This window comes from Vibrio sp. D173a (assembly GCF_030248475.1).
Genome location: NZ_JAHGAH010001229.1, coordinates 1 through 690, shown reverse-complemented (window position 1 = coordinate 690; position 690 = coordinate 1). Strand labels below are relative to the sequence as shown.

Here is a 690-nt window from a genome sequence, read left to right as displayed (position 1 = left end):
GTGTAGTTTCGTTGTCGTTTGCATATTGCTTGGCTAATGCAGCACCTAGGCCACTGCTCGCTCCAGTAATCAGTATCATATTGGTAACAAAAATATAGATAAAAGGACTTTCGATACTAAGTTGTCTTTAAGAAGGGGTCTGAGATCTATCGCTAATGTTGGAGATTCAATTTAAGGGAATGGTAAGCAAAGGTGTGCGCTGATGTCTCCTTCTAAATACGTAAAGAGAAAGCCACCTCAATGGTGGCTTTCTCTTTTGTTAGGCTTGCAGCGTTATTTGATTACGCTACTTCTGCCACTTTTTTAGCGACTGGCGCTGGGTTGCGAATTAGGTGGTCAAATGCACCTAGGCTCGCTTTTGCACCTTCGCCCATCGCGATGATGATCTGCTTGTAAGGTACGGTTGTTACGTCACCTGCTGCAAATACACCCTTCATAGAAGTTGCGCCGTGTGCGTCAATCTCGATTTCACCGCGTGGTGATAGTTCAACCTTAGTGCCTTTCAACCATTCGCTGTTTGGCATTAGGCCGATTTGAACAAAGATACCCGCTAGGTCGATGCGCTTGATCTCATCAGTGTTGCGGTCTTTGTACTCAAGACCTGTTACTCGGTTGCCATCGCCAAGCACTTGTGTTGTTTGTGCCATCTTGATGATTTCGATGTTTGGCGTTGCGTTCGCTTTGTCGATA

The 690-nt window shown here is 45.5% G+C and carries 1 protein-coding gene; it reads right to left on the bottom strand.

The annotated features are described in order from the left end of the window. Positions 1-281 precede the first annotated feature (281 nt). Positions 282-690, bottom strand: a 409-nt coding sequence (locus KIV40_RS32470; protein WP_285353473.1) for an FAD-dependent oxidoreductase, incomplete at its 5' end; no start/stop codon positions are given.